The organism is Nocardiopsis xinjiangensis YIM 90004 (assembly GCF_000341145.1).
Taxonomy (GTDB): Bacteria; Actinomycetota; Actinomycetes; order Streptosporangiales; family Streptosporangiaceae; genus Nocardiopsis; species Nocardiopsis xinjiangensis.
The window spans coordinates 130,343-155,147 of record NZ_ANBE01000032.1; the positions used below are offsets into that span (position 1 = coordinate 130,343).

A 24,805-nucleotide genomic window follows, 5' to 3' on the forward strand; every position below is an offset into this window, starting at 1 on the left:
ACTACGTTCGTAGTGAAATGGGACTATGGTTATAGTAACCGCATGGCACGGATCAGGGAACGGGCAGCGGACGCCGCCATCACCCTCCTCGGCACACGGGGCCTGCACGCACTGACCCACGGGAAGGTCGACGCCGAGGCCGGCCTGCCCAGGGGTTCGGCCTCCAACCACTTCCGCACCCGCGCGGCTCTGGTCCGGGGCACGGTCGAACGTCTCGTGGAGCGCGACCGGGAGATCCTGGAACGCTTGAACACCATGGCACCCGACACCCCGGGGCGCCTGGCCGATCTGCTCCTGGCCTTCGTCGAGGCGGTCACCACCGACGAACGGGAGCTCACGGTGGCCCGCTACACGCTGGTCATGGAGGGCGCACACGAACCCGCGGTGCGCGCCGACCTCGCCGAGGGCTCCGACCTGCTCCTGGCCTGGGGAACACAGGTTCTCGCCGACCTCGGTTCGTCCCGCCCCGGGCCGGCCGCGCGAACCCTCATGGCCTACACCGACGGCATCATCATGCGCGCGATCACGCGGCCCGACCTCGTCGAACCGCGTGATCAGATGCTGCGTGTGGTCCGCGCCTGCCTCAGCCCTTGACGGCGCCCGAGGTCAGCCCGGCCACGATCCTGCGCTGCAGGATGAGGGCGAACAGGATCAGCGGGATCGAGACCAGCACCGAGGCCGCCATGACCTGGCCGATGGGATCCTCGTAGCCCACCCGTTCGAAGGTCCCGATGAAGACCGGCACCGTCTGCACGTTGAGGTCGGCCGGGGCGAAGGAGAACGCCAGCAGGAACTCGTTCGTGGCGTAGACGAAGGTGAGGATCGCCGCGGCCCCCACACCGGGTGCGGCCAGGGGAGCCACCACACGCCAGAAGGCCTGGAACGGGGTGGCTCCGTCGACCTTGGCCGATTCCTCGATCTCCTTGGGGATCCCGGAGAAGAACGTGGTGAGGATGAACGTGGCCAGCGGCAGGGTCAGCGCCACGTAGGGCAGGATCATCCCGGCGTAGGAGTTGAGCAGGCTGAGCCCGATGAGCCCGTCCAGCTCCAGGTAGACCTGGTAGAGCGGATTGACCAGCGCCACCGGCGGGAACAGCGTCGCGACCAGGGTCAGGGCCAGGATCACGAACTTGCCCGCCAGGGGCAGGCGCGCGAGTGCGTATCCGGCCAGGGACGCCACCGGGATGCAGATGAGCGTGGTCACCGTCGCGACGATCAACGAGTTGCGCAATGCGAACTGGAATCCCAGGTCCACGACCTGCTCGTAGCTGTCGAGGCTGAAGGGACCACGCAGGATGTTGGGCTCGGTGAGGGCGTCCGCGCCGGTGCGCAGGCTGGTCATGCCCATCCACAGGAACGGGAACAGGCACCAGAGCACGACCACGGCCAGGCCCAGGACCTTGAGTGCGGCCACGACCCAGGGCGGTGTGCCCTTCCGGGGGCGGCGGGGCGCGGGTGCTGCCGGGCGCGGGGCCCGCACGGTCTGCTCGCTCATGCCCTCTCCTTCCGCGGTGCGGCGTCGCCGACCAGCTGTCGGCCCATCCGGCTGATGAAGGCCAGGCCCACGAGCATGACGATGACGAACGTGACGGTGGACAGGGCGTTGGCGTAGCCCAGTTCCGGTTCGGCGACGAGGTAGCGCTGAGCGTAGACCGACAGGGTCGCCAGGGAGTTGGAGTACCCGGCGAAGACGTAGGCGAAGTCGAACATGCGCAGGGCGTCGACGGTACGGAACAGCAGGGCGACGACGATGGCCGGGCGCAACAGCGGCAGGGTGATGTACCAGAACCGCTGCAGGGCGGTGCAGCCGTCCACACGCGCGGCCTCGTAGTAGTCGCGTGGGATGGTCTGCAGCCCGGCTAGGAGCAGCAGCGCCACGAACGGGGCGGTCTTCCACACGTCGGCGCTGATCATGCCGACCATCGACCAGGCCGGGTCGCGCAGCCAGTTGATCTCCGTGCCCAGGACCGCGTTCACGAACCCGGGGTTGTGGTCGAACATGTACCGCCACACCTGGGCCGCCACGGCGGTGGGCACGACCCAGGGCACGAGGATGATCGCACGGGTCAGGCCCCGGCCGACGAAGGCCTGGTGCATGATGAGCGCGAACGCCAGCCCGATGACGAACTCCAGGGACACCGAAGCGACCGTGAAGATCAGTGTGTTGAGCGCGGCGTTGTAGAAACCGCCGTCGCTGAGGGCCGTCAGGTAATTGCCGAGGCCGACGAACTCCTGATCGAACCCCTTGATCCGGTAGAAGCTCATCCCGATGGCGTAGAACACCGGGAAGAACGCGATGAGCGCCATGAAGGTGAACGACGGGGTGAGGAAGATCCGCCCCATCGCGCGTTCACCCAAGCCGGTACCGCGGCGGCGGGCCGCGGTCGGGGCCTTGTTCGCCGTCATGGGCGCCTACTCCCCCTCGAGCGCTTCTTCTGCAGCCTGGTCGACGGATTGCAGGGCGGTCTCCGGGTCCTGCTGTCCGAGGAATGCGGGATGCAGGCTGTCCTGCATGGCCAGGGACAACGAGTTGTAACCGGGCACCGGCGGGCGGGCCTCGGCGTCGGCGAGGATGCCGCCGAGCATCTGGAAGTCGGGGTCCTCGGCGTCGTCGTAGATGCTCTGCATGGTGGGCGGCAGGCTGTGGCCGATCAGGATCTCTTGGGCCTCCTGGTCCGTGGCGGCCCAGGTGACGAACTCGCGGGCCAGGTCCTTGTTCTCGCTGAGGGAGCTGACGGCGTTGTTGAGGCCGCCCAGGGCACTGGTGGTGCCCTCACCGTCGAAGGTGGGCAGCGGGGCGACCTCGAAGTCGTCGGCCACAGCGCTGTCCTCTTCCTCCTCCCCGGCCAGGAGCGGGATGGCGTAGGGCCAATTGCGCATGTAGACGGCCTCGCCGGACTGGAAGAGGGCGCGGGCGTCGTCCTCGACCATGGAGTCGTAACCCTGGGCGAAGAACCCGGACTCCTGGGCCTCGACCATGAAGTCGAGTGCGGTCTCGGCGGCCTCACCCTCCAGGAAGGTGCTGTTCTCCTGGTCGTCGTCGAAGAGCTGCCCGTCGGCGGCCCAGAAGAGCTCGAGGTAGGAAGCAACGAACCCTTCGTACTGGTCGCCCTGGCCGACGAAGGCCTCGATCCCTTCCTCCTCGGCCGCCTCGGTGCCGCTCTCGTAGAGCTCCTCCCAGGTCGAGGGCGGTTCGTCGATGAGGTCGCTGCGGTAGTAGAGGAAGGCGCCGTTGGAGGAGTAGGGCAGTGCGTAGAGCTCCTGCTGCCACTGGGCGCTGTCGACTGCTCCCTCGAGGCTGGTGTCCTCGACCTCGGGTCGCAGGTCCTCGAGGTTCTCGACGTAGCCGTAGTCGGCGAACTCGCCGGTCCAGATGACGTCGAGACCGAGGACGTCGAAGTCCCCGGCCTGGCTCTGCAGGTCCTGGAACATGGCCTGGCGCTGCTCGTCGGCGGTGGGGGCCAGGAAGAAGATGTCGACCTGCTGGTCGGGGTTGTTCTCGTTCCACAGGCGGGCGACGTCCTCGTGGACCTGGCGGTCCGCGCCGGTGACGGCCCACACGAATGCGGGGTCATCGGTGAGGCCGGCGCTCTCGCCGTCACCGTCGGATTCCTCCTCGGGCGGTTCACCGCACGCCGTCGCCATGGCCAGTCCCAGCACGAGGGCACCGGCCGCCCAAGCGCGGGCGGTGTATCCGGTGGGGCGTGGTTCTTCGGGCATCGCTCTCTACCTCCTCGCCCCCGGCGCCGTCGGGCCCGCGGCGTCGCAACGTGTCGTGGCAGTCCCCCGAAGCTGTGCGAAAACGATGTCATCACAGATGTGACCAAGTCAACATGTGACCAAGTCAACATCCCCCTCGCCGGGCTCGGCGGGAATACGCGTCAAGCAGGACGGCCCGCCGACACCACCGCGTGAAAACGTTGCCATGACACACATCACACCTCTACCGTGGGCCGCATGCCGAACCGGCCCGCCAGCATGCGCGACGTGGCCCGTCGAGCGCAGGTCTCGCTCTCGACCGTCTCCCGTGTGCTCCGCGGATCCGCGGGGGTGGCCCCGGAGGTGCGCGACAGGGTGCGGACCGCCGCCGACGAGCTCTCCTATGCGGTCTCGCGCAACGCCTCCGGCCTGGTGACCGGCCGCACCTGCCGTGTCGCGGTCGTGGTGCCTTCCCTGTGCCCGTGGTACTTCGCATCGGTGGTGTCCGGACTCGGCCACGCTCTGCACGAGGTGGGACTGGACATGCTCGTGCACCAGGCCGGGCTCCTGGAGGACTGGACCCGCGCCCTGCCCCTGCGCCACAACAGTGACGCCCTCGTGGCGGTCGCCCTGGAACTGACCGAGGAGCAGTGCGCCCACGCCGCGGACATGGCCGGTCCCGTGATCCTGGTCGGCGAGCGCCTGCCCGGGCGGGCGAGCGTGCACATCGACGACCACGCGGGTACCGCGGGTGCCACCCGCCACCTGCTCAACCTCGGACACACCCGCATCGCCTACATCGGTTCCCAGACCGAACGGGGCATGAGCCTCAGTTCGGCCACCCGCATGACCGGGTACCACGAGGCCATGGCGAAGGCGGGCCTGGAACCCTGGACGGTGACCAAGACCCCCGGGCCGGAGGGCGGTGAACTCGCCGTCGGTGAACTGCTCTCGCACCAGAGCCCGCCCACGGCCGTCCTCGCCGAGAGCGACGACGTCGCCCTGGGTGCGCACCGGGCGCTATGCCGTTCCGGGGTCCCCGTGCCCGAGACGATCTCCCTCATGGGTTTCGACGACCACGACGTGTCCTCCGTGCTGGGCCTGACCACGGTGGACCAGGCCCCGCAGACCCTCGGTACGGTCGCCGGCCACCTGGCCGCCGACCTCGTGCAGGGGCGGCGCCCGCCCGCCACCCGGGTGGAACTGCCCGTCCAGATCGTCCCCCGCCGATCCACCGCCGCTCCCCGAGAGCGCCGGACGTCCCCGTGAGGAACCGAACCGGAGGGCCCACATGCACCAATGGTGGCGTAACGCCGTGCTGTACCAGGTCTACCCGCGCAGCTTCACCGACTCCGACGGCGACGGGGTCGGCGATCTCGCCGGCCTCACCGCACGGCTCGACCACATCGCGGCCCTGGGGGTGAACGGGATCTGGCTCTCGCCGTTCTATCCCTCCCCCTGGGCCGACGGCGGGTACGACGTGTCCGACTTCCGGGGCGTGGACCCGTCCCTGGGCACACTGTCGGACTTCGAGGCGATGGTGCGGGCCGCCCACAAGCGCCGGCTCAAGGTCATGATCGACATCGTGCCCAACCACACCTCGCTGGAGCACCCGTGGTTCCAGGAGGCGTTGAAGGCCGGGCCGGGATCGCCGGAGCGGGAACTGTACGTCTTCCGCGACGGCAAGGGGCCCGGCGGGGAGCTGCCGCCGACGAACTGGCGCTCGACCTTCGGCGGCCCGGCGTGGACGCGGGTGCCCGACGGGCAGTGGTATCTGCACATGTTCGCGCCCGAGCAGCCGGACCTGGACTGGGGCCACCCGCGTGTGCGCGAGGAGTTCCGCGGGATTCTCCGGTTCTGGGCCGGAAAGGGTGTGGACGGGTTCCGCATCGACGTCGCCTACGCCATGGCCAAGGACCTGAACGAACCGCTGCGGGACCTGGTCCAGGTCGAGGGCGGGCGCTTCGAGGACATCCTCGCCAACCCCGACCACCCGTTGCTCGACCGTCCGGAGGTGCACGAAGTACACCGGGACTGGCGGCGGGTGACCGACTCCTACGACCCGCCGCGCGCCATGGTGGGCGAGGTGTGGCTGCCCAGCGAGCGGCGGGTGCTGTACACACGCCCGGACGAACTGCACCAGGCGTTCAACTTCGATTTCCTGGAGGCGCCCTGGGACGCCGAAGCCTACCGCCGGGTCATCGATTCCTCCCTCGCCGACGCGCACGAGGTCGGGACCGTGCCGACCTGGGTCATCGGCAACCACGACGTGGTGCGGCCGGTGTCGGTGCTGGGACTGCCCGCCGGTACCGACCTGAAGGCATGGTTGCTCTCCGACGGGCACGAGCCGGAGCCCGACCCGGAGCAGGGGCAGCGGCGGGGCCCCNNGAGCCGGAGCCCGACCCGGAGCAGGGGCAGCGGCGGGCCCGCGCGTTGGCGCTCCTGGAGCTGGCGTTGCCTGGGTCGGCCTACATCTTCCAGGGCGAGGAACTGGGGCTGCCCGAGGTCGCGGACCTTCCCGCCACAGCTCTGGAGGACCCGCGCTGGGACAACAGCGAGCACACCGACAAGGGCCGTGACGGGTGCCGGGTCCCGCTGCCGTGGAGCGCGGAAGGGACCTCGTTCGGGTTCGGGCGCAACGGCTCGTGGCTGCCCCAGCCGTCCTGGTGGGGGCAGTACTCGGTGGAGGCGCAGGCCCGGCAGCGGGGCTCGATGCTGCGCCTGTACCAGGCGGCGCTGTCTCTGCGCCCGGACTGCAACGTCGACGAGGAGGTGAACTGGGATCCCGATCTGAACCGGGGGCAGCTGCTCGCGTTCTGGCGGGGCGGGTACGTGTTGGTACTGGTCAACACCGGCACGGACCCCGTTCCGCTCCCCGAGGGGGAGATCATGGTGGCCAGTGAAGCGCTGCCCGGCGGTGAGCTGCCGGGCGAAGCGGCGGTGTGGTTGCACCGGGAGCCCTGAGAGGGCGCGGCATCCGGGCCGGGCGGCCTGGGCCCCGTGGCTCGCCCCTCGTGGTTTCCTTGCCCGCCTCCTTCGGGCAGGGGCCTTCCCGCGGTCGAGCTCATACTGGCGTGCGGGCTCGGCCCCTCGGGCCCGCATGGTCGAGGGGCTCCGGGCGAGCAGAGACCGCGTAAGGAGGGCTGGGAGACCACCGCGCGACACGTGCCGAACAGAGCCGCTCCCCCGGAGCGGATCAGCGCCGGTCTGCCCACACCCGCCACAGCAGACCCCACGTGCGCGAGCGCACACCGGGGGGCACGGGGGCCGTCCCCCCGGAAAACACAAAGACCCTGCGAAGGGGCCGCCAGGCCCCGAGCAGGGTCTTTCCAGTGGAGCTATGGGGATTCGAACCCCAGACCTCCTCCATGCCATGGAGGCGCGCTACCAACTGCGCCATAGCCCCGTGTCGGGATCGGCGGGCAGTGCCCGTTCCGACCCCTGAACCATAACGGAATCCGGCGCTGACGTCGAAACGGGGGCGCCGGGTCAGGTGTCGTCGCTGAGCACGACCGGTTCGGGGAGGCTGGCGGCGTTGTGTTCCATGAGCCGCCAGGTGTCCCGTCGGCGGGCCAGCATCGACCAGCTGCAGTTGCTGATCGGGCCGAGGATCTCGCGCTGTTCGTCGGGCACACCCAGCATCCGGGAAAGGGCCATCCGCAGTGCCGCCCCGTGGCTGACCACGACGAGCAGCCCATCGGCCGGGGTGCGTTCCAGAGCCCGGTCGACGGCGGCTTGCATACGGTCGCCGACCTCGGCCACGTCTTCCCCGTCGGGGATGTCCATGCCCGCGTATTCGGCGGGCCAGCGCCGGGCGATCTCGACACCGGTGAGCCCTTCCCAGGAACCGCCGTACCGTTCCCGCAGGCCCTTGTCGTAATCGATCCTCAGGTCTGCGGCACGGCCGAGGTATCCGGCGGTGTCGGCCGCACGTTCCAGGTCGGAGGCGACGAGGAGGTCGGGGGTGAGTGTGGCGAGCAGGCCGGCGGCGCGCTCGGCCTGCGCGTGCCCGACTCGGTCGAGCCCGATGTCGGTCTGTCCCTGGAAGCGGTTCTCCACGTTCCAGGCGGTGCGCCCGTGTCGCCAGAACAGCACACGAAGGGTCTCACTCACGGGGTGTCTCTTCTTTCGGTCCGCGGCTCAGGCTTCGTCGAGCGGGGTGCGTTCGGCACCGCGCGCGTTGGCGGGCAGCTCGATCTCGGGGCAGTCCTTCCAGAGGCGCTCGAGCCCGTAGTATCCGCGTTCTTCCTCGTGCTGGATGTGCACGACGATGTCGGCGTAGTCCAGCAGGACCCAACGCCCGTCGCGTTCACCCTCGCGGCGCACCGGCTTGGCACCGGACTGCACTCGCAGCTGCTCCTCGACCTCGTCCACGACCGAGCGCACCTGGCGGTCGTTGGGCGCCGAGCAGAGCACAAAGGCGTCGGTGATGATGAGCTGGTCGCTGACGTCGTAGGCGACGATCTCCTGGGCGAGCTTGTCGGAGGCGGCCGCTGCGGCGACCTCGACCAACTCCAGTGCCCTGTCGGTGGCTGTCACGTTGTGCTTACTGCCTTTCAGGTCTCTAGGTAGAGCCCGGTCTTGTTGATGTAGCGGACGATCCCGTCCGGCACGAGGTACCAGATGGGTTCGCCCTTGCGGACACGCTCGCGGCACTCGCTGGAGGAGATCGCGAGCGCAGGCACCTCGACCAGCGAGACCTTGCCCTCGGGCAGTCCGGAGTCGCTGAGGTGGTGACCGGGCCGGTTACAGCCTACGAAATGCGCGAGGTGGAAGAGTTCATCGACGTTGTGCCAGCTCAGAATGGCGCCGAGCGCGTCGGCGCCGGTGATGAAGTACAGGTCGACTTCGGGCCCGTAGGAGGCGCTGAGCTCGCGCAGGGTGTCCAGGGTGTAGGTGGGCCCTTCGCGGTCGATCTCGATGCGGTCCACCCGGAACTGGGGGTTCTCCGCGGTCGCGATGACCGTCATGAGGTAGCGGTCCTCCGAGGGGGTCACCTTGGCGAGGTCCTTCTGCCAGGGCTGCCCGGTCGGGACGAAGACGACTTCGTCGAGCCCGTACAGGTGGGCGACCTCACTGGCGGCCACGAGGTGGCCGTGGTGGATGGGGTCGAAGGTGCCGCCCATGATGCCGACCTTGGTCGGTGAGGCGCCGCCCCGCCGTGCGGGGGAGATCCCTCCTTGGGACCCGCCTTTCACTGCGTGCGCCACTGTGCGCTCCGTTTCGCCGTGGACGTGGCCGTTGCCGGTTTCGGCCAACCGAGACTAGTCGACGTGCCGGCCACCGCAACGGTGCCCTCCCCCGTTTTCCCACCCGTACGCGGTCCAACGATCCTCGGCGGCCCACTCTTCCCGAAGCGCACGAGAACCTCGCGCAAACAAGTTATATCTCGTTGCCGGGAACCATGGCCAAGTCCCGGATCCCCGCATAACATGCCGATATGGCAAACACACCGGACCGCGTGCGCGTCCGACTCCCCGACCTGTCCTCCCGCGCCTACGAGCACCCGGCGGACCGCGGCGCTCTGGTCGCGCTGCGGTCGCTGAGCGGCTTCGACACTCTGGTCAAGAGCCTGTTCGGCCGGGTCAGCGAGCGCCAGCTGCGCCTGCTCTACCTCGCCAACTCCGTACGGGTGGGACCCACCCAGTTCCCCGAGCTCAACGACTACCTGCGCGACGCCGCCTACGTCCTGGACCTCAAGGAAGTTCCGGAACTCTACGTCAAGATGGACCCGGTTCCCAAAGCAATGGCGATCGGCCGCAAGAGGCCGTTCCTGGTGATGTCGACGGGTCTGTTCGACCTCCTCGACGCCGAGGAGAAGCGCTTCGTCATCGGCCACGAGGTCGGCCACATCCTCAGCGGCCACGCGATCTACCGCACGCTCCTGCTGCTCCTGGTGTGGATCGCGCAGAAGATCATGTGGATCCCGCTGGGCGCCCTGGCGATCCAGGCGATCCTGGTGGCGCTCAAGGAGTGGCACCGCAAGTCGGAGCTGTCCGCCGACCGTGCGGGGCTACTGGCGTGCCAGGACCAGGACGCCGCCAAGCGTGCACTCATGAAGCTGGCCGGGGGATCCAACCTGTCGGAGATGAACCCCGACGCGTTCATGGAGCAGGCCCGCGAGTACGACGAGGGCGGCGACGCCGTCGACAGTGTCCTCAAGCTCATGGCCACCCTGCCCGCCAGCCACCCCTTCGCGGTCGTGCGCGTGGCCGAGGTGCAGCGTTGGATCGACAGCGGCGAGTACCAGAGCATCCTGGACGGCCGGTACCCGCGGCGCAGCCAGGACTCCGACGCCAATGTCAGCCACGAAGCCGGCCGGGCCGCGGGCTCCTACCGCGATGACTGGGGCCGCAGCAAGGACCCGCTGGTGAACGTGGTGCGCGACGTCGCGGGCGGCGCGGCCGGGGCCGGCGGCCGTATCTTCGACTCGGTCGCCGAGCGTTGGCGCGGCGGCGGCCAGAACGGCAACGGGGAGCAGAACGGCAACAGCGACAACGACGGCAGCGGCCGAGGCTGAGGCCCTCGTCCCGGGCCCGGACCTCGCCCGGTGACGGCCCCACACGGCCCGCAGCGGTCCCGGTGGACGGCAGCCCCGGCCGTGGTGCGGGTGCCCTGTTCCGCAGCGTCCAGCACACGCGCCGCCGCCGTACACCGAGGGCGCACGGCGGCGACATGTACGACAGGGATGGCCACCTCGTGCCCCGGAACGCACCCTGCGGTGGAATCCGCCGGGGATCAGACCGAGGGCCGCTCCGGGACCACGCCGGCCACGGGATCAGAAGGCGGGGCCGGCCTCCATCGCCTCCTCCACGGTCTCGGTGCGCTTCTCCTCGACCTCACCGGTCAGGTTCTGCTCGTGCGCCTCGAACTCGCCGGTGACCTCGGCGCCGAAGGTGCTCAGGGCGGCCTCCTCCGTGTCGACGTCGCCACGCACGCGGTTGTCGTCACCGATCTCGGCGGTCGGGGAGTTGTCCGCGGCGACGAGGGACCCACCGACGATGTTGTTGTCGATGTAGGCGCCGCCGGAGACACCGGTGACGCTCAGGTCACCGTCGACGTAGTTGACCGAGGAGCAGAAACCGTCCTCCTCCCCGGCGCCGACGGCCACGGGGCCCGCACTGCCGCTGTAGGCCACCGAGCCGATGACCTCGCTGTCGCAGAGGATGCCGCCGCTCTCGGAGTCGGTCACCGACAGGTCCCCGCGCAGGACCGAGTCGACGACGTCGGCGTACTCCACACCGGTGGCGGCGACACCGTCGCTGATGTCGGAGCCGACGACGTAGATGCCCCCGGCCTCGGAGTCGACGGAGTTCAGGGCGGAATCGACCACATAGACGAACCCGTCGTCGAAGCCCTCCGCGGGGGTCGCGGTGACGCCCGCGCCGTCGGAACCCTCCAGGTAGGTTCCGTAAGCTCCGGTGTTCGTGACTTCGCCATCGATGCCGGAGCCGGCGGAGTCGAAGTAACCGTCGGCCTCGACCGTCACCTCGCCCTCGAGCTCACCGTCGATGATGTGCAGGTTCGCGCCCTCTCCGACGGTGACGTCGCCCTGGACGACGGTGCCGTCCAGGTAGCAGCTGGCACCGGCGGGGACGGCGAGCGGGGTGGGCAGGGTCACGTCACCGCCGTGGCCTTCGCAGTGGGTGACGAGATCGGCCTGGGCGGGGGTGGCCATGAGCGCGAGGCCGCCTACGGCAAAAGCAGCCGTGGCAGAGGCCGCGACCGTGCTCCGGAGCTTCATACGGGGGGATTCCTTTCGTCGTGACCGTGGTGCGGGCGCTGCTCCTGCGGGCCCGGGGTCCGGGAAGAGACGCACACCACAGCGAAAGTACCGAGTCCGCCCCGGTTTGGGAATACGGTTTGTCCGAACTTTCGCTTCCCTCCAGGTGTCGGGCCGGAGAACGGCTCCGACATCCGGAAGCGGGCGTCCGGACCGACCACACGCCCCGGGCGCCCCGCCTCACACGGGGCACCCGGCCGGCATCAGCGCACGTGGCCGTCCCCGGTCACGACGTACTTGGTGGAGGTCAGCTCCGGCAGCCCCATGGGGCCGCGGGCGTGCAGTTTCTGGGTGGAGATGCCGATCTCCGCGCCGAACCCGAACTCGCCCCCGTCGGTGAACCGGGTGGAGGCGTTGACCATGACCGCCGCGGAGTCGACCCGGGCGACGAAGTAACGGGAGGCCTTGAGCGAGTCGGTGACGATCGCCTCGGTGTGCTGGGTGGAGTGCTTTCGGATGTGGGCGAGCGCGGTGTCGATGTCGGGTACCACCCGTACGGCCAGGTCCAGGGAGAGGTACTCGGTGGACCAGTCCTCGTCGGTGGCGGGCACGACCTCGACCGGGGTCCCGGCGGCCGCGGCGGCCACCTTCTCGTCACCGTGCACGGTGACCCCTTCCCCGGCCAGTTCCTCCAGGACCCGGGGCAGGAAGGCGTCGGCGACGTCCTGGTGCACCAGGAGGGTCTCGGCGCTGTTGCACACCGAGCAGCGCTGCACCTTGGCGTTGGTCGCGATCGCGAGGGCCTTGTCCAGGTCGGCGTCGGCGTCGACGTAGACGTGGCAGAGTCCTTCGCCGGTCTCGATGACCGGGACGGTGGAGTCGCGCACGACGGCCTGGATCAGGGAGGAGCCCCCGCGCGGGATGAGCACGTCGACCAGCCCGCGGGCCCGCATGAGCGCCGCCGAGGAGTCGCGGCCGCGCCCGGGCACCATCTGCACTGCGTCGACGGGCACCCCGGTCTCGGCCAGGGCATCGCGCAGCACCTGCACGATGACGGCGTTGGAGTCGTAGGCCGAGGAGGACCCGCGCAGCAGCGAGGCGTTCCCGCTCTTGAGGCACAGCGCCGCGGCGTCGACGGTGACGTTGGGACGGCCCTCGTAGATGATGCCGATGACACCGAGCGGCACACGGATCTGGCGCAGGTCGAGCCCGTTGGGCAGCACACCGCCGCGCACCGACTCCCCCACCGGGTCGGGCAGGTCCGCGACGGCGCGTACGGCGTCCGCGATCTGCTCGATACGGGCGGGGGTGAGCGTGAGCCGGTCGATCATCGACGGGGAGGTCCCCTCGGACCGGGCCCGTTCGACGTCGCGGGTGTTGGCCTCGGTGATCTCGTCGGCCCGCTTGACCAGGGCGTCGGCGAGGGCGTGCAGCGCCGTGTCCTTCACGCCCCGGCTGAGCGGGGCCAGGTCGGCCGCGGCGTCCTGGGCACGTTCGGCGACCGCGCGGACCTCGCGCTCGGTGTCAGTCATCGCGTTCTCTCTCGTCGAAGATCGCTCCCCGCTTCGGGCTCCCTGCAGCGTCGTAGGGCCTACGGGGTCGGTGTCCCTCCACTTTAGGCGGTCGAATGTCGCGGTGGAGGGTTGTCCACAACACCTTTCCGACGGCCCTCCGCGTTCCCCTTCCGGCCGGTGCGGAAGTTCCCCGAACCCCGTTCGGTCCCGGTGCTCTCCGTCCCCGTAGGGTCGGTGGGCATGACCGGTCCCCTCGACGGCCGGTCGCCCCCACGGCACCACAGGGAAGAAGACGGCGAAGATGAGCAAGGGAACGATCGTCATCACCGGCGCCAGCGCCGGGTTGGGCGCGGAGATGGCCCGGCAGTTCGCGGCCCTGGGGTATGACCTGGGTCTGTGTGCGCGGCGGGTGGCCAAACTCGAGGCCCTGCGGGAGGAGATCGCCGCCGCCCACCCCGAGCGCCGCGTGGAACTGCGCACCCTGGACGTGACCGACCACGAGGCCGTCCTCGCCGTTGTCCGGGACCTGGCCTGGACCTTCGGCACCCTGGACCGGGTCGTGGTCAACGCGGGCCTGGGCAAGGGTGTGGCGCTGGGCAAGGGAAGTCCCGACGCCAACCGGGAGACCGCCGTGACCAACTTCGTGGGCGCGCTCTCCCAGGCCGAGGCGGCGCTGGAGGTCTTCCGGGCCCAGGAGCACGGCCACCTGGTGATGGTCTCCTCGATCTCGGCCCTGCGGGGCATGCGCAAGGCCATGACGGTCTACGCGGCGACCAAGGCGGGCGTGGCCTCGCTCGCCGAGGGGCTGCGCTCCGAGAGGATCCCGGGCCTGGACGTGTCGGTGATCTACCCGGGCTACATCCGTTCGGAGATGAACGAACACGTGGCCCGACAGCCCCCGTTCATGGTCGACACCGAGCCCGGGACCCGAGCGATGGTCAAGGCGATCGAGAAGCGCAAGGCCAAGGCCTACGTTCCGGCCTGGCCGTGGGTTCCGCTCGGGTTCCTGCTCAAGAGGGCTCCGCTGTCGGTGGTGCGCCGCATGACCTGAGGCCGGGGATCACAGCCTGCGCAGGGACGCCAGGATCCGCATACGGGCCCGGCGCCCTTCGGGACAGGGCACGAGGGGATACACGTGGCAGGCCCCGGGACAAGTGATGAGGTCGGTCCGGGCCCCGGCCGCCAGCCGCCGCTCGCGCAGGCGCCTCAGGTCGGGCAGCAACAGATCGTGTGTGCCGACGTAGACGTCCATCGGCGCGGTCCCCTCGTGTGCCCCGTAGAGCGGGCTCAGGCGCGGATCGGCCGGGTCGTCCCCGCCCGCCCAGGCCCGTACACACTCGTGCAGCCCGATCGTGGCCAGCCAGGGGTCGTGGGGCTCGATCCCGGCGATACCGGGGTCGGTCAGAGTGGCCTCCACACACGGGGCGAGCAGGATCATGCGGGCCGGCCCCTCCTGTCCCCGTGCGGCCCGGCGCTGGTCCAGGGCCACGGCGAGCCCTCCCCCGGCCGAGTCACCAGCCAGCACCGTGCGGGAGGCCGGGACGTCGGCCACGAGATCGGCCCAGGCCCGGTCCAGGAACGGGTGCGCCTCCCGGTGGGTGTGGCCCGGCGCCAGGCCGTACAGCGGGACCTCGACGCGGCACCCCTGGTCGGCCATGAGAGCGATGAGCCTCCAGTGCCAGGGGGTGATGGAGCTGACGTAGGCACCGCCGTGCAGGTAGAACACGGCCCTCCGGGGGTCGGGCCCGCCGGAGGGCCGCACCGTGTACACGGGGAACCCCGCCACCCGGCGTTGCGTGACTCGGTACCGGTGGCGCAGCGGCGCCGGCGGGGCGGAGTCGTCCTTGGGCGCGGCGATACGCTTGCGGGCCCGTTCGACGGTGCTCAGCTGCCGTTTGCGGGTCACGCGGAAGAGCAGGGACAGGGCGTGCATGGTCACGCTGGGCACGGGTGTCTCCTTCGGCAAGGTCGGACCCGAGCTTTTCACACGGTCCCGGGTCCGCAGTCCTCATCCCCCCGCCATCGCACCCACGACCATGAAGGGCTCCGCGCCCGAGGCCACACTGGCGGGCAGTTCATCGTCCGGTGGTTCGTGGGAGAAGTCCTCCTCGCAGGCGAAGAAGCGCAGGTAGGCCCGGCGGCGCCCACTGGTGTGGTCGCGGATCGTGCCTTCGAGCACGGGGTAGCGCTCTTCCAGCGCGTCCAGTACCGAGCGCTGGGTCACCGGGCCCGCCACCCGCACCACGACCTCCGAGTCGAGGCGGGCGAGATGGCGCAGGTGGTAGGGCAGCCTGACCCGTACCTCCCGGGCTTCGCCGACGCTCTGCGGCACGGCTTCGGAGTCCATCGGATCCCCCTTCACGCCAGGGTCTGCACTTCGACGGACAGCACGGACGGCAGTGTGTGCGCCGCGGTGGTCCAGCTGTCGCCGGAGTCGGAGGAGACGTAGACCTGGCCGCCGGTGGTGCCGAAATACACCCCGCAGTCGTCGAACGTGTCCACGGCCATCGCGTCACGCAGCACGTTGACGTAGCAGTCCTGCTGCGGCAGGCCGTCGGTGAGCGGTTCCCACTCCCGGCCGCCGCTGCGGCTGCGGTAGACCCGCAGCCGGCCGTCCGGCGGATAGTGCAGCGAGTCGCTGGTGATCGGTACCACGTAGACGGTCTCGGGTTCGTGGGCGTGCACCGCGATGGGGAAGCCGAAGTCCGTGGGCAGGTTCCCGCTGATCTCCGTCCAGTGCTCCGCGCCGTCGTCGCTGCGCATCACGTCCCAGTGCTTCTGCATGAACAGCACGTCCGGCCTGGAGGGGTGCATGGCCAGGTTGTGCACGCAGTGGCCGGCCTCTGCGTCGGGGTCGGGGATGCCGTCGGTGAGCAGGCCGCGGTTGGCGGCGGTCCAGTTCTGGCCCCCGTCCTCGGAGCGAAAGACCCCGGCGGCGGAGATCCCGGCGAACATCCGGCCGTTGCCGCGCGGGTCGAGCAGGAGCGTGTGCAGGCACAGTCCGCCCGCCCCGGGGTTCCAGCCCGATGCGGTCGCGTGGGTGCGCAGCCCGTCCAGTTCCTGCCAGCTCTGTCCGCCGTCGGTGGTGCGGAACAACGCGGCGTCCTGGACCCCGGCGTAGACGGTGTCGGGATCGTCGGGCGAGGGTTCGAAGTGCCAGACCCGGGTGAACTCCCACGGGCGAGGGGTGCCGTCGTACCAGGGGTGGGTCCCGACCTCACCGGCGTACTCGAACTTGTTGCCCACCGGCTCCCACGTCCTGCCCCCGTCGTCGGAGCGCTGGACGACCTGGCCGAACCAGTCCATGGACGGCGCTGCGTACACCCGGTCGGGGTCGGCCGGGCTGCCCACCATGTGGTAGACCTCCCACCCTCCGAAATACGGGCCTTCGATCTGCCAGTCCTTGCGTGCGCTGTCCGAGGTGAGAACGAAGGCGCCCTTGCGCGTGCCCACCAGCAGCCGTACGGCGGTCATGTGCGGTCCTCCCACGTGCCTGAACCGGGTGATCCGGCTCTCACACGAGTAGACCGCGCGGCACCGACAGAATGAGCGGCCTTCGGGAGGATTTCCGAAACTCTTTGCCTCATCTGTAAGAAGCAGCCGCACCGCCGGTGAAGGGGCTCAGTGCCCGAGCAGCACCAGGTCGTCGCGGTGCACGAGCTCGCGCTCGTAGGAGGGCCCCATCTCCCGCGCCAACCAGCGCGTGGAGCGGCCCATGAGGTCGGGCACCTCGACGGCGTCGTAGTTGACCAGCCCCCGCGCCACCACGGCGCCTTCCTCATCACGCAGGTCGACCGGATCGCCGGCGCTGAACTCGCCCCGGACCTTGACGACCCCGGCCGGAAGCAGGGAAGCTTTCTCCTGCACCACGGCCCGCACCGCACCCGGGTCGAGTACGAGGCTGCCGCGCCCGGCGGTGGCGTGCGCGAGCCAGAGCTGGCGTGCCGAGGGGCGCCGTCCGCCGGCGGGAGCGAAGAAGGTACCGACCCGCTCCCCGCTCAGGACGGCCCCGGCGTTGCCCGCCGAGGTCAGAACGGTGTGCACCCCGGCCTGGCTGGCGATGCGCGCGGAATCGACCTTGGTGACCATGCCGCCGGTACCCACACCGCGCTTGCCCGTGCTGCCGATGTCGAGCCCCGCCAGATCGGTGGGGTCGCGTACCAGGTCGACCACGGACGTGCCGGGGTCGGAGGGTTTGCCGTCGTAGAGGGCGTCCACGTCCGAGAGCAGCAGCAGCGCGTCGGCACGCATCAAGTGCGCCACCAGCGCGGCGAGCCGGTCGTTGTCGCCGAAGCGGATCTCGTGGGTGGCGACGGTGTCGTTCTCGTTGACGATCGGGAGCGCGCCGATGTCGAGCAGGCGCCGCAGCGTGCGTTGGGAATTGCGGTGCTGGACCCGGCGCATCATGTCCTCGACCGTGAGCAGCACCTGGGCGGCGTTGACGCCGTACCGGGCGAGCTCGGCGGTGTAGGCGGCCAGGAGCAGGCCCTGGCCCACACTGGCGGCGGCCTGCTGGGAGGCGAGGTCGTGCGGGCGGTGCGTCATCCCCAGAGGCGTCATGCCCGCGGCGACCGCGCCGGAGGAGACCAGGATGACCTCCTGCCCGGCGGTGCGCCGTACGGCGAGGACGTCGACGAGGTCACGGATCCGGTTGGCGTCGATCCGGCCCTCCGGGGTCGTCAACGACGACGACCCCACCTTCACCACGATCCGGCTCGCGGCGGCCACCGCGGCGCGTCCTTCGGCCTCCAGGGCGTCGATCTTGTCACTGCTTGCGCTGTGCACCGTGCGAGGAGCTTTCCATCCGTGGCGCGGCGCGCCGGCGCCGCGCGTGTACCTGACGAGGGTCCGGCTGGTCTCGGGAGATCGGGTCCCCGCGCGGTTCAGCCCAGCCGGGCGTCGGTTCCGCGCGGGCCGGACGGGACCGCCTCGGCGTTGGAGGAGGGGTCCCAGTCGAAGACCACGGAGTTGTCCTCCGGACCGATGTAGACCTCCGCGCCCTCGGCGGCACCCAGCTTGGCGAGCTCCTCCTCGATACCGAGGCGGTTGAGGCGCTCGGCGAGGTAACCGACGGCCTCGTCGTTGGAGAAGTCGGTCTGGGAGACCCACCGGGTGGGCTTGTCGCCGCGGACCCGGAAGACGTTGTCACCCAGGGAGGCGACCTCGAACGGGGTGTCGCCGATGACCTTGGGACGCAGCACGACACGGGTGGACTCGGGCGCGGGCGCACTGGCGCGTGCGGCGGCCACCTGCTCACCGAGTGCGTAGGAGAGCTCCCGCAGGCCCTCGCGGGAAGCGGCCGAGGCCTCCAGGACCCGGTAACCGCGCTCGACCAGTGTGGGTGTGACCATCTCGGCCAGCTCGCGGGCGTCGGGCACGTCGACCTTGTTGAGCACGACCAGGCGCGGACGGTCGGACAGGTCGAGGCCGGTGCGCTCACCGTAGGCGGCGACCTCGGCCTCCAGGGCCTCCAGGTCGCTGAGGGGGTCGCGGTCGGATTCGTAGGTGGCGCAGTCCAGCACGTGCAGGAGGGTGGAGCAGCGCTCGATGTGGCGCAGGAACTCCAGGCCCAGGCCCTTGCCGTCGCTGGCGCCGGGGATCAGACCGGGAACGTCGGCGACGACGTACTGCACGGCGCCGGCCTCGACCACACCCAGGTTCGGGACCAGGGTGGTGAAGGGGTAGTCGGCGATCTTGGGACGCGCAGCGCTCATCGCGGCGATCAGCGAGGACTTGCCCGCGCTGGGGAAACCGACCAGGCCGACGTCGGCGATGGTCTTCATCTCCAGGCGCACGTCGAGGGCCTCGCCCTCCTCGCCCTTGAGGGCGAAACCAGGGGCTTTGCGCTTCTTGGAGGACAGTGCGGCGTTGCCGAGGCCGCCGCGGCCGCCCCGGGCCAGCACCAGGCGGGTGCCGTGGCCGACGAGGTCGGCGATGACCTCGCCGTCCGCGTGGGTGACCACGGTGCCGTCCGGCACGTACAGCACGAGTTCCTGGCCGTTGGCACCGGCGCGGTGGCCACCCTGACCGGGTGTGCCGTTCTGCGCCGCGCGGTGGGGACGGCGCTTGTAGTCGAGCAGGGTCGCGCTCTGGGCGTCGACCTCCAGGACCACGTCGCCACCGCGACCGCCGTTGGCACCGTCGGGCCCGCCCAACGGCTTGAACTTCTCCCGGTGGACGGAGGCGCAGCCGTGCCCGCCGTTCCCGGCTCTGATGTACAGAGCCGCCTCGTCGACGAAGTCAGGCATTGTTCTCCCCGTCACTCATCGGGCCGCTTCTGCGGTCCCGCTCGTTCACGCGTGTCACCTGTGACAACGCAAGAGGCGGACCAGTGTTCCTGGCCCGCCTCCCGAAATCCGTCTCGTTCGCGGAACTCAGCTCGCGGGAACGATGTTCACAGCCTTGCGGCCCCGGAAGCTGCCGAACGCGACCTCGCCGCCGACGAGCGCGAACAGCGTGTCGTCGCCGCCACGGCCGACGTTGTCGCCCGGGTGGAACTTGGTGCCGCGCTGACGGACCAGGATCTCACCGGCAGCGACGTTCTGACCCCCGAAGCGCTTCACACCGAGGCGCTTGGAATTGGAATCGCGACCGTTCCGGCTGGAAGAAACGCCCTTCTTACTGGCCATGTCCGAGTCCTCCTACTTCGCCGAAATACCGGTGACGCGCACCTGGGTGTGCTTCTGGCGGTGGCCCAGACGCTTCTTGTAACCGGTCTTGTTCTTGTACTTGACGATATTGATCTTGGGGCCCTTGGTTTCCCCGAGGACCTCGGCGGTGACCGAGTAACCGCTCAACTTGTCGGCCTCGGCGACCACATTGCCGTCCTCGACGACGAGGATGGGCTGCCACGTGATGGTGGCGCCGGTCTCCTCGGTGACCTTGTCGATGTTCAGGACGTCATCGACGGACACCTTCTCCTGTCGGCCGCCCGCTCGCACGATCGCGTACACCGGGTAACTCTCTTCCTGCTCGCTGACGAATACTGCGCTCGGGACCATCCCCGGGACCATCCCCTGCTCGGGGCCCGAGACCCGGGGCCCTGGGTCCGGCCGTGCCCTTTGCAGGCCTGACCGGGAGGAATCACCCCACCGAGGAGTGGAGGGAAGCCTCATTCCACGATCCACTGATCGCCTGTAGCGGGGCGCGGGGATCTGAGGGAAACAAACCCTGCGTGGAGAGCACTTCGATGTCGGGGCGCGCGTTCACGTAGAGCGCGCCGACGCACCGTCCACCAGGTTACCACTGCCCTGCCACAGGACCGCACATCAGGCCTGTGCCCGGACCGGGTTCACGCCCGGTCCGGACCTGGCCGTCTCCCGCGCCGGATCAGTCGGCGTCCGCGGCGGTTCCGGCCGATGCCGCTGCCTTGGTACGCCGGGTACGGCGCCGTTTCGGCCGCTCTGCGGCCTCCTCGTCGCCCTCCGGCGTCGCGGGGTTCTCGGAGACCGGTTCCTCGGTCTCTCCCGAGCCCGCACCCTCCTCGGCCGCCCTGCGGGCGGACGAACGGGTGGTGCGCCTGCGGGTGCGCTTTGCGGGCGCCTCCTCGGCCTTCTCCTCGGCCGGGGCCGCGCCCTTCTCGGAGCTTTCCTCCGTGACCTGCTCGGTCTCGGCCGTCCGGCCGGCCTCGGCGGCCTTGTCGGCCCGTGTGGAGCGCTTGCGGGTGCGCTTGGCGGGGGCGGCCTCGGCGGACCCGGCCTTCTCCGCCGACCCTTCACCGCCCTGCCCACCAGCGGCCTCACCCGACGTCTCCCCAGAAGTGCCGGCGGCCTTCTTGCCGGCGCTCTTGGCCGCCTTGGCCCGGCCCTTGGACTTCTTGCCCGAGGGCGCCTCGTCGGCCTGGTCGGCGGCCCCGGACTCCTCGGCCGCCTTCTCGCCCTTGTCGTCCTTCTCGGACTTGTCGGCCTTGGCGCTCTTGCCACCGGACTTGTCCGAAGCCTTGTCGGGCTTCTCACCCTGGTCGGCCTGGTCCTTACCGCCCTTGTCGGCCGAGGCGTCGGTGTCACCCTTGCCCTTGTTCTTCTTCTTACGGCCGTTGCCGTTGCCGTTGCCGCCCTTGTTCTCGACCGGCTCGTCGGCGACCAGCAGGCCGCGCCCGCTGCAGTGCTCACAGGTGTGCGAGAACGCCTCCAACAGCCCCTGTCCCACACGCTTGCGGGTCATCTGCACCAGGCCCAGCGAGGTGACCTCGGCCACCTGGTGCTTGGTGCGGTCCCGGGAGAGGCACTCCAGCATCCGGCGCAGCACGAGATCGCGGTTGGTCTCCAGGACCATGTCGATGAAGTCGATGACGATGATTCCGCCGACATCGCGCAGCCGCAGCTGGCGCACGATCTCCTCGACCGCCTCGAGGTTGTTCTTGGTGACGGTCTCCTCGAGGTTTCCGCCCTGGCCGGTGAACTTGCCGGTGTTGACGTCCACGACCGTCATCGCCTCGGTGCGGTCGATGATGAGCGAACCGCCGCTGGGCAGCCAGACCTTGCGTTCCAGGGCCTTGTTGATCTGCTCGTCGATGCGGTAGGCGGCGAAGACGTCGCTGTCCTCGGTCCAGTGCGAGAGACGGTCGGCGAGGTTCGGGGCGACGTAGTCCACGTACTCGTGGACGGTCTGCCATGTCTCCTCACCGGAGATGACCATGCTGGAGAAGTCCTCGTTGAACACGTCGCGCACGACCCGGATGGTCAGGTCGGGCTCGCTGTTGAGCAACGCGGGCGCGGTGTTGGACTTCGACTTGCGCTGGATGGAGTCCCACTGCTTGGCCAGGCGCGAGATGTCGCGCTCGAGCTCTTCCTCGCTGGCCCCCTCGGCGGCGGTGCGCACGATCACGCCGGCGTCGGCGGGCATGACCTTCTTGAGGATCTGCTTCAGGCGCGCACGCTCCTTGTCGGGGAGCTTTCGGCTGATCCCGGTCATCGAGCCGCCGGGCACGTACACGAGGTAGCGGCCGGGCAGGCTGATCTGGCTGGTCAGGCGGGCGCCCTTGTGGCCGATCGGGTCCTTGGTGACCTGCACCAGCACCGACTGGCCGGACTTGAGCACCGACTCGATGCGTTTGGGCTGTCCCTCGACGCCGAGCACGTCCCAGTTGACCTCGCCGGCGTACAGGACGGCGTTACGGCCCTTGCCGATGTCGACGAAGGCGGCCTCCATCGAGGGCAGCACGTTCTGCACCCGGCCCAGGTACACGTTCCCGACGTAGGAACGGTGGGTCGCCCGGTCCACGTGGTGCTCGACCAGGACGTCGTCCTCCAGGACCGCGATCTGCGTGCGGTCGCCGGTGCGGCGGATCACGAGGTCGCGCTTGACCGACTCGCGCCGTGCCAGGAACTCCGACTCGGTCACGATCGGGGCACGGCGCCGGCCCTGTTCACGGCCCTCGCGGCGGCGCTGCTTCTTGGCCTCCAGGCGTGTGGAACCCCGGACCGCCTGGACCTCGTCCTCGATGGGCTTCTCCGGACGCGGTTCACGCACCTTGACGACGGTGTTGGGCGGATCGTCGTTGGTGGACCCGTCACCGCCGTTGGCACCGGACCGGCGGCGGCGACGGCGGCGACGGCGGCTGCCGCCCTCGTCCATCTCCTCGTCCTGAGCGTCCTGGTCGGGGCCGGAGCGGTCCTTCTTCTCGCCGGAGCCCCGCCCGTTCTCGGCCTTGCCGTTCTCCTGCGGGACCGGCTCGTCCTCGAAGTGCTCCTGGCCGTTGTCACTCTCCGCGGTGCGGGAGCGGCCGCGGCCCCGTCCCCCACGGCGGCGACGGCGGCGGTTCGGGCGGTCCTCGCCGTCGTCCTCGTACTCGGTCTCGGCAGAGCCGGTGTCCTGTTCGGTGTCCTCGTCCCCGCTGTCGTCCTCACGGGTCCGCTCGGCGGCGGTAGCCTTGGCGGACTGCGCCTGGACGATCGGCGGCTGGAACAGGGTGCTGGGCGGTTGGAACAGGCTTCCGGGCTGTGCGGAGGTGTCCTCCGAGGGCTCCTCGGTGGTCTCCTGCCGGGGCTCGGCGGCCTGTTCGGCCTCCTGCTCCGCCTTCTTCCCGGTCTTCCTGGCCGGCTTCTCGCGCTGCGGCTTCTCGGAACGCCGCGCCTTGTCGGTTCCGGTCCGCGACCTGGTGCGCCCGCCGCGGCCCCGGGTCTCGTCCTCATCGGCCCGGTCCCCCTCGGTGGAGACCTCCGACCGGGCCGGGACAGGTGCATCGGCGGGGCTCCCGGCGGCGCGCACGGTGCGCTTGCCCGAGGCCGGGGTGCTCACCGCGGTCTTGACCGTGCCTCCCTCGCCGGAACCGGCGAGGGAGGTGACACGGTCGCTCGACGGCGGCGAGAAGATCTCGTCGGGTTCGGGGGGCGGTCCCGCGGCGCGGCGTGCGCCCTTGGCCGTCGGCGGCGTCGAGACACGCACGCCTCCCCCTGTGGCGGACTCCACCGTTTCGTGGTCGGTCGTTTCGGTCGTACCCGCGGTGCCTTCGGCACCGTTCGTGGGCTCGTTGTCGAGCATCCGGGCGGTCTCCCGTCAAAGTTCCCGGGCGCGCAGCGGCCTTTCGGTCGCTGCGCCGCCTCACGAGAACTGTCGTCGCTGTGTCAGCGCCGGCAGCACCTCGGTGCCACCGGGCAAAGTCCTGTGGTCACGTCCACGTTCCCCTTTCACGAGGCCGCTCATCGTGAAGGCCCCGCCGTGGACGCCGACGGCTGTGGTGCGTTGTCGCGCCGCTCTTCGGCGTACGGGTCCGCAGTACCGGTGCTCGTTGCCTGAGCGTCGGTCCGGTCCACGGTGAGCGGATCAGCGATCGCACCTGTAGCCTCGTCCAGCGGCCCCTGCGCCAGCCGGGTCACCGTTGTCGATGACGGCGGCGCGAGGTCGGCCACGTGGTGGAGGCCGGTCAGCACGTCGTTCGGTCGGACGGCAGGTTGCATGTGCCGAACGACCATATGAAGTATGGCATATGCCGCGTGTCGTCCCTCTGGCTCCGACTCGGCGGTGTCACCCGACACGTCGATGTGTACCACCGCCGACCGGGTGTCGAAACGGCGGCGGCCCTTCTTGGTCACCCGTTCCACCTCGACGCTGTCGGCGGCCAGATAAGTGGCCACCGCCTCGGCGGCGTCGTCGGGGCCGACTCCCGCCAGTTCCACCGACCAGAGTGATGCCTGCAACCGATCGGCGAGCCCGGATCGGCGCGCCTCGACGACCTCCACGACATCGATCCCGTCGGGCATCGCCGTGTCGAGGCCGGCGCGCACGCCCTCGGGCGGTCGCTCCTCGGTCAAGGTGAGTTCGAGGTACTCGGCCTCACTGGCCACGCCGGTAGGTGCCGCTCCGGTGTAGGAGATCTTGGGGTGAGGTGAGAAGCCCTGGGAGAACGCCACGGGCACGGCAGCCCGACGCAGGGCGCGTTCGAGCGCCCGGGCGATGTCCCGGTGGCTGGCGAACCTCATGCGCCCGCGCTTGGCGTAGCGGACACGAAGCCGGTGTCCGGGTGTGGTGGTGGAGGGTGAGGTGATGCCCTCGGGTGCGGGGGGCAGCTCAACTCCTTTCTTCGTGCCCGCTCCGTGAGGCCGTCCGGCGACCTGAAGGGGCTGTTCCTCGTCCTGTTCAGCGTACGGGGCACCGCGGTGCACATGCGCCAACAGGACTACGCATACCGGTATCTCCCCACTGACCTGGGATCGAAAAGTCCTCCGACGTCCTGGGCCGGGTTCGAACCGGTGTTCACCACCTCAACGCGGGGGCCGCGGAAAAAAATCCGAAGAAAAATCTGCCGAGGATGGCAACCCGCGAGGTGACCCGCGAGTCTTACTACATGTAAGGCCCGGCGCGAGCGGGGCGCCGGGCCTTACCCTTCCTCTTCGCCCTGCCTCCCCGTGAGGGTCGGGCGGGCTTCAGA

Annotated in this window: 22 protein-coding genes, 1 tRNA gene and 2 pseudogenes; 7 read left to right on the plus strand and 18 right to left on the minus strand. The window is 70.0% G+C overall.

Features of this window, described 5'->3' with window-relative positions; translation table 11 throughout:
• Positions 1–42 precede the first annotated feature (42 nt).
• On the plus strand, positions 43–594 hold the full coding sequence (locus tag D473_RS0116020) for a TetR/AcrR family transcriptional regulator (RefSeq protein WP_017610072.1): 552 nt from the start codon (positions 43–45) through the stop codon (positions 592–594).
• Here D473_RS0116020 and D473_RS0116025 read toward each other — a convergent pair.
• The 3 genes from D473_RS0116025 to D473_RS0116035 form a co-directional block, all read right to left on the minus strand.
• A complete protein-coding gene (locus D473_RS0116025; protein ID WP_017610073.1) occupies positions 584–1,495 on the minus strand; it encodes a carbohydrate ABC transporter permease in 912 nt (303 codons plus the stop codon). The genes D473_RS0116020 and D473_RS0116025 overlap by 11 nt on opposite strands.
• Complete coding sequence (locus D473_RS0116030; RefSeq protein WP_026127016.1) at positions 1,492–2,343, minus strand: carbohydrate ABC transporter permease; 852 nt, start codon at positions 2,341–2,343, stop codon at positions 1,492–1,494. The genes D473_RS0116025 and D473_RS0116030 overlap by 4 nt, the downstream gene beginning before the upstream one ends.
• Positions 2,344–2,412: 69 nt before the next feature.
• Positions 2,413–3,720: an ABC transporter substrate-binding protein gene (locus D473_RS0116035; protein WP_017610075.1), complete on the minus strand. Its 1,308-nt coding sequence runs from the start codon at positions 3,718–3,720 to the stop codon at positions 2,413–2,415.
• 237 nt (positions 3,721–3,957) lie between these two features.
• Between D473_RS0116035 and D473_RS0116040 the strand changes: the two genes are divergently transcribed.
• From D473_RS0116040 to D473_RS28720, 4 genes and pseudogenes are all read left to right on the plus strand, one after another.
• Positions 3,958–4,968 carry a LacI family DNA-binding transcriptional regulator gene (locus D473_RS0116040; RefSeq protein WP_033353471.1) on the plus strand — a complete coding sequence of 337 codons (1,011 nt, stop codon included), beginning with the start codon at positions 3,958–3,960 and terminating at the stop codon, positions 4,966–4,968.
• A 22-nt stretch (positions 4,969–4,990) separates the two neighbouring features.
• A pseudogene (locus D473_RS28775) lies at positions 4,991–5,935 on the plus strand (alpha-amylase family glycosyl hydrolase); the annotation flags it as partial.
• An 86-nt stretch (positions 5,936–6,021) separates the two neighbouring features.
• Positions 6,022–6,390 (plus strand): annotated as a pseudogene (locus D473_RS28780) (alpha-amylase family glycosyl hydrolase); the annotation flags it as partial.
• 81 nt (positions 6,391–6,471) lie between these two features.
• Complete coding sequence (locus D473_RS28720; RefSeq protein WP_394296770.1) at positions 6,472–6,663, plus strand: DUF3459 domain-containing protein; 192 nt, start codon at positions 6,472–6,474, stop codon at positions 6,661–6,663.
• Positions 6,664–7,032: 369 nt separating this feature from the next.
• On the opposite strand, the gene D473_RS0116050 is transcribed toward D473_RS28720, so the two are convergent.
• From D473_RS0116050 to nadD, 4 genes are all read right to left on the minus strand, one after another.
• Positions 7,033–7,105: transfer RNA gene (locus D473_RS0116050), tRNA-Ala, on the minus strand.
• 83 nt (positions 7,106–7,188) lie between these two features.
• Positions 7,189–7,812 (minus strand): histidine phosphatase family protein, encoded by a 624-nt coding sequence (locus D473_RS0116055; protein ID WP_017610078.1) that lies wholly within the window; start codon positions 7,810–7,812, stop codon positions 7,189–7,191.
• A 27-nt stretch (positions 7,813–7,839) separates the two neighbouring features.
• Positions 7,840–8,238: a ribosome silencing factor gene (gene rsfS / locus D473_RS0116060; protein ID WP_017610079.1), complete on the minus strand. Its 399-nt coding sequence runs from the start codon at positions 8,236–8,238 to the stop codon at positions 7,840–7,842.
• Between the two features lie 17 nt (positions 8,239–8,255).
• Entirely contained in the window at positions 8,256–8,873 is a 618-nt protein-coding gene (gene nadD, locus D473_RS0116065) for a nicotinate-nucleotide adenylyltransferase (RefSeq protein WP_275040656.1), read from the minus strand.
• 266 nt (positions 8,874–9,139) lie between these two features.
• Between nadD and D473_RS0116070 the strand changes: the two genes are divergently transcribed.
• Positions 9,140–10,219: a M48 family metallopeptidase gene (locus D473_RS0116070; RefSeq protein ID WP_026127017.1), complete on the plus strand. Its 1,080-nt coding sequence runs from the start codon at positions 9,140–9,142 to the stop codon at positions 10,217–10,219.
• A gap of 258 nt (positions 10,220–10,477) precedes the next feature.
• Here D473_RS0116070 and D473_RS0116075 read toward each other — a convergent pair whose 3' ends face one another.
• On the minus strand, positions 10,478–11,443 hold the full coding sequence (locus tag D473_RS0116075; RefSeq protein ID WP_026127018.1) for a hypothetical protein: 966 nt from the start codon (positions 11,441–11,443) through the stop codon (positions 10,478–10,480).
• Between the two features lie 242 nt (positions 11,444–11,685).
• The gene (locus tag D473_RS0116085) at positions 11,686–12,954 is read right to left on the minus strand and encodes a glutamate-5-semialdehyde dehydrogenase (RefSeq protein ID WP_017610083.1); all 1,269 of its coding nucleotides are present in this window, start codon (positions 12,952–12,954) and stop codon (positions 11,686–11,688) included.
• 283 nt (positions 12,955–13,237) lie between these two features.
• On the opposite strand from D473_RS0116085, the gene D473_RS0116090 reads away from it, so the two are divergent.
• Complete coding sequence (locus D473_RS0116090) at positions 13,238–13,987, plus strand: SDR family oxidoreductase (RefSeq protein WP_017610084.1); 750 nt, start codon at positions 13,238–13,240, stop codon at positions 13,985–13,987.
• 9 nt (positions 13,988–13,996) lie between these two features.
• Here the strand turns inward: D473_RS0116090 and D473_RS0116095 are convergent, their stop codons facing one another.
• The 9 genes from D473_RS0116095 to D473_RS0116135 form a co-directional block, all read right to left on the minus strand.
• Entirely contained in the window at positions 13,997–14,884 is an 888-nt protein-coding gene (locus D473_RS0116095; protein ID WP_026127019.1) for an alpha/beta hydrolase fold domain-containing protein, read from the minus strand.
• Between the two features lie 60 nt (positions 14,885–14,944).
• Positions 14,945–15,283 (minus strand): MoaD/ThiS family protein, encoded by a 339-nt coding sequence (locus D473_RS0116100; protein WP_017610086.1) that lies wholly within the window; start codon positions 15,281–15,283, stop codon positions 14,945–14,947.
• A gap of 11 nt (positions 15,284–15,294) precedes the next feature.
• Positions 15,295–16,410 (minus strand): WD40/YVTN/BNR-like repeat-containing protein, encoded by a 1,116-nt coding sequence (locus D473_RS0116105; protein WP_017610087.1) that lies wholly within the window; start codon positions 16,408–16,410, stop codon positions 15,295–15,297.
• A gap of 147 nt (positions 16,411–16,557) precedes the next feature.
• Entirely contained in the window at positions 16,558–17,721 is a 1,164-nt protein-coding gene (gene proB, locus D473_RS0116110) for a glutamate 5-kinase (RefSeq protein WP_017610088.1), read from the minus strand.
• Positions 17,722–17,819: 98 nt separating this feature from the next.
• The gene (gene obgE / locus D473_RS0116115) at positions 17,820–19,184 is read right to left on the minus strand and encodes a GTPase ObgE (protein WP_017610089.1); all 1,365 of its coding nucleotides are present in this window, start codon (positions 19,182–19,184) and stop codon (positions 17,820–17,822) included.
• A 126-nt stretch (positions 19,185–19,310) separates the two neighbouring features.
• On the minus strand, positions 19,311–19,565 hold the full coding sequence (gene rpmA, locus D473_RS0116120) for a 50S ribosomal protein L27 (RefSeq protein ID WP_017610090.1): 255 nt from the start codon (positions 19,563–19,565) through the stop codon (positions 19,311–19,313).
• Between the two features lie 12 nt (positions 19,566–19,577).
• On the minus strand, positions 19,578–19,889 hold the full coding sequence (gene rplU / locus D473_RS0116125) for a 50S ribosomal protein L21 (protein WP_026127021.1): 312 nt from the start codon (positions 19,887–19,889) through the stop codon (positions 19,578–19,580).
• A 376-nt stretch (positions 19,890–20,265) separates the two neighbouring features.
• On the minus strand, positions 20,266–23,418 hold the full coding sequence (locus D473_RS26140) for a ribonuclease E/G (protein ID WP_017610092.1): 3,153 nt from the start codon (positions 23,416–23,418) through the stop codon (positions 20,266–20,268).
• A gap of 158 nt (positions 23,419–23,576) precedes the next feature.
• The gene (locus D473_RS0116135) at positions 23,577–24,539 is read right to left on the minus strand and encodes a TIGR03936 family radical SAM-associated protein (RefSeq protein ID WP_017610093.1); all 963 of its coding nucleotides are present in this window, start codon (positions 24,537–24,539) and stop codon (positions 23,577–23,579) included.
• Positions 24,540–24,805: the final 266 nt, after the last annotated feature.

Coding starts and splice junctions, on each gene's coding strand:
- D473_RS0116040 (WP_033353471.1), top strand. CDS start 3,958: ATGCCGAACCGGCCCGCCAGCATGCGCGACGTGGCCCGTCGAGCGCAG.
- rpmA (WP_017610090.1), bottom strand. CDS start 19,565: ATGGCCAGTAAGAAGGGCGTTTCTTCCAGCCGGAACGGTCGCGATTCC.
- D473_RS0116020 (WP_017610072.1), top strand. CDS start 43: ATGGCACGGATCAGGGAACGGGCAGCGGACGCCGCCATCACCCTCCTC.
- D473_RS26140 (WP_017610092.1), bottom strand. CDS start 23,418: ATGCTCGACAACGAGCCCACGAACGGTGCCGAAGGCACCGCGGGTACG.
- D473_RS0116085 (WP_017610083.1), bottom strand. CDS start 12,954: ATGACTGACACCGAGCGCGAGGTCCGCGCGGTCGCCGAACGTGCCCAG.
- D473_RS0116030 (WP_026127016.1), bottom strand. CDS start 2,343: ATGGGGCGGATCTTCCTCACCCCGTCGTTCACCTTCATGGCGCTCATC.
- D473_RS0116075 (WP_026127018.1), bottom strand. CDS start 11,443: ATGAAGCTCCGGAGCACGGTCGCGGCCTCTGCCACGGCTGCTTTTGCC.
- obgE (WP_017610089.1), bottom strand. CDS start 19,184: ATGCCTGACTTCGTCGACGAGGCGGCTCTGTACATCAGAGCCGGGAAC.
- D473_RS0116025 (WP_017610073.1), bottom strand. CDS start 1,495: ATGAGCGAGCAGACCGTGCGGGCCCCGCGCCCGGCAGCACCCGCGCCC.
- D473_RS0116035 (WP_017610075.1), bottom strand. CDS start 3,720: ATGCCCGAAGAACCACGCCCCACCGGATACACCGCCCGCGCTTGGGCG.
- D473_RS0116090 (WP_017610084.1), top strand. CDS start 13,238: ATGAGCAAGGGAACGATCGTCATCACCGGCGCCAGCGCCGGGTTGGGC.
- D473_RS0116070 (WP_026127017.1), top strand. CDS start 9,140: ATGGCAAACACACCGGACCGCGTGCGCGTCCGACTCCCCGACCTGTCC.
- D473_RS0116100 (WP_017610086.1), bottom strand. CDS start 15,283: ATGGACTCCGAAGCCGTGCCGCAGAGCGTCGGCGAAGCCCGGGAGGTA.
- D473_RS0116105 (WP_017610087.1), bottom strand. CDS start 16,410: ATGACCGCCGTACGGCTGCTGGTGGGCACGCGCAAGGGCGCCTTCGTT.